This is a genomic window from Streptomyces sp. A18, assembly GCF_059026065.1.
The window spans coordinates 1-5,607 of sequence record NZ_JBWLKL010000093.1; the positions used below are offsets into that span (position 1 = coordinate 1).

The 5,607-nt window shown below is 74.1% G+C and carries 2 protein-coding genes; both read right to left on the reverse strand.

Annotation, left to right across the window (positions count from 1 at the left end; translation table 11 throughout):
* On the reverse strand, nucleotides 1–917 hold a 917-nt coding region (locus AC5P1C_RS43335; RefSeq protein WP_493871526.1), incomplete at its 3' end, for a beta-ketoacyl synthase N-terminal-like domain-containing protein.
* Nucleotides 918–984: 67 nt separating this feature from the next.
* Nucleotides 985–5,607: type I polyketide synthase (locus AC5P1C_RS43340; protein WP_493871527.1), on the reverse strand; the 4,623-nt coding region annotated here is incomplete at its 5' end.

Sequence of the window (5,607 nt, forward strand, 5' to 3'; positions counted from 1 at the left end):
ACCTCATGTCCGTTGCGGCGGGCGTCGGAGAGCCGCTCGACCAGGAGCAGGCCGACGCCCTCGCTCCATCCGGTGCCGTCCGCCGCGGCCGCGAAGGACTTGCAGCGGCCGTCGGGGGCGAGGCCGCGCTGCCGGGAGAAGTCGACGAAGGCGCTGGGCGATCCGGTCACGGTGGCGCCGCCGGCGAGGGCGAGGTCACTCTCGCCCGAGCGCAGCGACTGCACCGCCATGTGCAGGGCGACGAGCGACGACGAGCAGGCCGTGTCGAGGGAGACAGCGGGGCCCTCGAAACCGAAGGTGTAGGCGATCCGGCCGGAGGCGACGCTGCTGAGCTTGTTCGTCATGAGATAGCCCTCGAGCTCTTCGGGGCCCTCACGTTCGAGGTAGCTCTGCTCGACGAGCCCGGCGAACACACCGGTCCGTGAGCCCTTCAGGGCCTCGGGGTCGAGACCCGCGCTCTCGAAGGTCTCCCAGGCGGTCTCCAGGAGGACCCGCTGCTGCGGGTCCATGCCGAGCGCTTCGCGCGGCGAGACGCCGAAGAACGCGGCGTCGAAGTCGCCCGCACCGTCGAGGAAACCGCCTTCGCGGGTGTACGACTTTCCGGGCCGGCCGGGCTCCGGGTCGTACAGGCCCTCGATGTCCCAGCCGCGGTCGGCGGGCCACTCGGAGATGGCGTCGCGGCCCTCGCGCACCAGTTGCCACAGGTCCTGCGGGGAGGCGACCCCGCCCGGGAAGCGGCAGGCCATGCCGATGACGGCGATGGGCTCGGTGCGGGCCGCCTCCAGGTCGGCGAGCTGTCGTCGGGCCTTGTGCAGATCGGCCGTGACCCACTTCAGGTACTCGACCAGCTTCTCCTCATCGGCCGGGCCCTTCGGCTGGCCGGGGGCGGAGGCATTGGCCTTGGACTGGTTCGACATGCCGGATCAATCTCTCCTCGGTTCGGCAGGCGCAGCCAAGGCGCCCTGGGTCCTGGGGGGCCTGGGGTCAGTGCACGGAGCGGCCCAGTTCGTTGTCGATGAAGTCGAAGATCTCCGAGGCGGAGGCCGACTCCAGGGACTGCGCGGCGTCCTGCTCCGCCGCGCCGGGGTCATCCGGCTCCGCGAACCGCGACAGCAGTGTCCGCAGCCGTTCCGCGACGGCCCTGCGGGTCGTCGCGTCGTCGTCCGCGGCTGCCAGGGCCTCTTCCAGGCGGTCGAGTTCAGCCAGGGTGTCGCCCCCCGCACTCTCGCCGAGGTCGAGGCGATCGAGGAGATGGACGGTGAGCGCCAGGGGGTTGGGGTAGTCGTAGAGGACGGTGGAGGGCAGCCGTACGCCGATCTTGTCGGTGAGCCGCTTGCTCAGGTCGCCGGCGGTCAGGGAGTCGAAGCCGAGCTCCTTGAAGGGATGTCCGGCATCGACGGAGTGCGCCCCGGTCCGGCCGAGTACGGTGGCGATCTGCGCGCGTACGAGGTCGAGGAGGGTCTCCCGCCGTTCCTGTTCGGGCAGTTGGGCCAGCCGGTCGGCGAGCGGCTCGACGGCGCCGGTGGCCGCGGTGCTGGTGACGGCGCGGCGCCCTGTGCCGGTTCCGACGAGGGTGCGCATCAGGCCGGGGACCCGCCCGTAGGTCCGCATCGCGGTGGCGTCCACGGGCAGCGCGAGGAGCCTGGCCGGGCTGTCGGCCAGGGCGGCCCGCAGCAGCCGGGTGCCGTCGCGCAGGTCGATCAGCCTGAAGCCTTCCCGTGCGTACCGGTCCCGGCCCGCGTCGCCGACGTCGCCGATCGAGCCGGGCAGGTCCCAAAGGCCCCAGGCGATGGAGGTGGCGGGCAGTCCCTGCGCGGACCGGTGTGCGGCGAGGCCGTCGAGAAAGGCGTTGGCGGCCGCGTACCCGGCCTGGCCGGGGCCTCCGATGACTCCCGTACTGGAGGAGAAGAGCAGGAAGGCGGCGAGATTCTTGTCGCGGGTCAGCTCATGCAGATGCCAGGCGGCGTCGGCCTTGGGGCGGAGCACCGCGGCGGCGCTCTCGGGGGTGAGGGCGCCGAGCAGGGCGTTGTCGACGACTCCGGCGGCGTGTACGACGCCGGTGAGGGGGCGGGTGGCGGGGACGGCGGCGACCACCTGGGCGAGCGCGTCCCGGTCACTTACGTCGCCGGCGACGGCGCGTGCGGTGGCCCCCGACTCGGCGAGTTCCGCGATGAGTTCGGCGGCGCCGGGGGCGGCGGGGCCGCGTCGGCTGACGAGGAGCAGGTGGCGCACGCCGTGTGCGGCGACGAGGTGGCGGGCGGTCAGCGCGCCGAGCGCGCCGGTGCCGCCGGTGATCAGGACGGTGCCCCTCGGGTTCAGGGTGACGGCGGGGTCCGCCGCCTCGGGGACGCGGCGCGCGCGGGGCACCCGGACCTCACCGGCCCGGATGGCGGCCTCCGACTCCGCGGCCTCCAGGACCGCGGCGAGAGCGGTCGTCGCGGCCGCTTCCACGGCGGTAGGTGCGGATGCCGCGGGCAGCGGCAGGTCCAGGTCGGCGAGGACGAGGCGGTGCGGTGCCTCGGCGCGGGCCGAGCGCACCAGACCCCAGGCGGCGGCGCCCGCGAGGTCGGTCACGGGCAGGTCGGCGGCCGGTACGGCGCCGTGGGTGAGGACCACGAGCGGCAGTTCGGCGAGCCGCTCGTCGGCCGTCCACTCCCGTACGGCGGTGCTCACGCGGTGCACGCGGCGGTGCAGCGCGGCGAGCGTTGCGGCACCGTCGGCACCGCCTGCGTCGGCGAGGGCACCGTCCTGCTCGTCGTCCGCGGGACCTGCCCAGAGCAGTACGGCGTCGACGGCCGAGGCCGCGGCAGCCTCGGCGGCCGCGGCTACGCTGTCGAGGACCAGGGCCGCGGTGGTGCCCGTGCCGGCCCCGTGCGCGCCGAGTACGCCCCAGCGCACCGGGAGCCGGGGGGCGGGCAGCGGCGTGGACTCCCACTCGATGTGGTGCAGCGGCAGGGCGGGGTCGGCTGGGACGAAGTCGTTGTAGGGCAGGTCCCGGTAGCGGAGCCGTCCCACGGTGAGTACGGGCGCCCCGGAGTCGTCGTTGAGGCGCAGCGCGACCGCCCCGTCGCCGAGGTCCTTCCAGTGCACCTGCACGGCCGTGGCGCCGGTCGCGTGCAGTCGTACGTCGGACCAGTCGGCCGGGACCCGTACCGTGCCCTGGGGCAGCTGCCCGGCGATGTCGAGGAGGTCACCGACGCGTACGGCGGTGTCGAGGAGGTGCGGGTGCAGGCCGTGGCCCGCGCCCTGCACGGTCAGTTCCTCGGCCGCCTCGACGACGAAGCCCGGCCCTTCGGCCTCGGGCCCGCCACCGGGTGCGACCGCCGCGGCCGGGGCCAGCTCGCCTTCGGCGTGCCGGGTCCACGGCGTGGCCTCGCCGGTGCCCGCGGTGTCGGGGCGGGCGTACAGGACGAAGGCGTACCGACCGTTTCCGCCCTGCTCCAGGGCGAGTTGGAGTTCCAGGTCGGCGGCGCGGGGCAGCACGAGCGGGGTGGTGAGGGTGAGCCGGGCCAGGGTGGGTGCGCCGACCTCGTCCCCCGCGCGAACGGCCAGGTCGACGACGGCGGCGGCGGGCACGACGGGCGTCTCGGTCACGATGTCGTCGGCGAGCCACGGCTGGCCACGGAGCCCGAACCGGCCGCTGAACAGCATGCCGGTGCCGGTGGCGGGTTCGACCTTGCCGGTGAGCACCGGATGGCCGAGGCCACTGGCGACGGCCGGTCCCGCGGCGGCGTCGAGCCAGTAGCGTTCGCGCGGGAAGGCGTAGGTGGGCAGGTCGGCGGGGGCGGCCCCGGTGCCGGTGAAGCAGGCCGCCCAGTCGACCGTGACGCCCGCGGTGTGCAGCGCGCCGATGCCGCCGAGCAGTGCGGGCGCCTCGGCACGGCCGCGGCGCTGCAGCGCGACGGCGCGGCCCTGGGCGCTCTCCTGCGCGAGTGCGGTGAGGGTGGCGTCGGGACCGATCTCGACGAAGGTCGTCACGCCCGCCGCGTCGAGGGCCTTGACGCCGTCGGCGAAGCGGACCGCCTCGCGGACATGGCGTACCCAGTAGGCCGGGTCGGTCAGTTCGGTGGCCCGGCGGCCGGTCACATTGGAGACGACCGGGATGCGCGGCTCACTGTAGGTGAGGGTGCGGGCGACTTCCTCGAACGCGGCGAGCATCGGGTCCATGAGCGGCGAGTGGAAGGCGTGGCTGACCTTCAGGAGGGTCGTCTTGCGGCCTTCGCTCTCGAAGTGCGCCTTGATGGCGAGCGCTTGGGTCTCGTCGCCGGAGACGACCACGGAGGTCGGGCCGTTGACCGCGGCGAGGGTGACCTGGTCGGTGAGGTGCGGGGCGACTTCGTCCTCGGTGGCCCGCAGCGCCACCATCGCCCCGCCCTCCGGCAGCGCCTGCATCAGCTTTCCGCGTGCGACGACCAGCCGGGCGGCGTCGGCGAGGGAGAGGACCCCGGCGACGTGGGCGGCCGCGATCTCACCGATGGAGTGTCCGGCCAGGTGGTCGGGGCGTATCCCCCATGACTCCAGCAGGCGGTACAGCGCGACCTCGAAGGCGAACAGGGCGGGCTGGGTGAACTCGGTGCGGGCCAGGCGCTCCCCGTCCTCGCCCCAGATCACCTCTCGCAGGCCGAGACCTTCCATGTGCGCGAGCACGGCGTCGAAGGCGTCCGCGAAGACGGCGAAGGTGTCGTACAACTCCCGTCCCATGCCGAGCTGTTGGGCTCCCTGACCGGTGAAGAGAAAGGCCGTCTTGCCGGGAACTCGGGTGCCGGTGACGACGCCGGGGTGGCTGCCGCCGTCCGCGAACGCCCGTAGTTCGGTGAGCAGTTCGTCGCGGCTGCTCCCGGTGACGGCGGCGCGGTGGTCGAAGGCGGTGCGCCGGGTCGCCAGGGTGAACGCCACGTCGAGCCGCGCCACATCGGCGCCCTCGCTCTCCAGGTACGTCACGAGCCGGGCCGCCTGGGCGCGCAGGGCCGCCTCGTCCTTGGCGGAGACGAGCCAGGGGGCGCCCGGCAGCGCCGTCGCCGGTGGCGCAGCCGCTTGTGCGGGCTTGTCGGGGGCCGGGGAAGAGGACGGGTCCGGAGCGGTTTCGGCGGCCGGTGCCTCCTCGATGACGACGTGGGCGTTGGTGCCGCCGAAGCCGAAGGAGGAGATGCCGGCGCGGCGCGGGCGGTCGCCGTTCCTGGGCCAGGCGCGGGCCTCGGTGAGCAGCTCCACGGCGCCCATGTCCCAGTCGATGCGGCTTGAGGGCTCGTCGGCGTACAAGGTCTTGGGCAGGGCTTCGTACCGCATCGCCTGCACCATCTTGATGATGCCGCCGACACCGGCGGCGGCCTGCGCGTGGCCGATGTTCGACTTCAACGAGCCGAGCAGGAGCGGCTGTTGGCCGTCCCTTTCCTGGCCGTAGGTGGCGATCAGGGCGTTCGCCTCGATGGGGTCGCCGAGCGAGGTGCCGGTGCCGTGTGCCTCGACCGCGTCCACATCGGCGGGGGCGAGGCCGGCGGCGGCGAGCGCGTCACGGATGACGCGCTCCTGCGAGGGGCCGTTGGGTGCGGTGAGCCCGTTGCTCGCGCCGTCCTGGTTGATGGCGCTGCCGCGTACGACCGCGAGGAC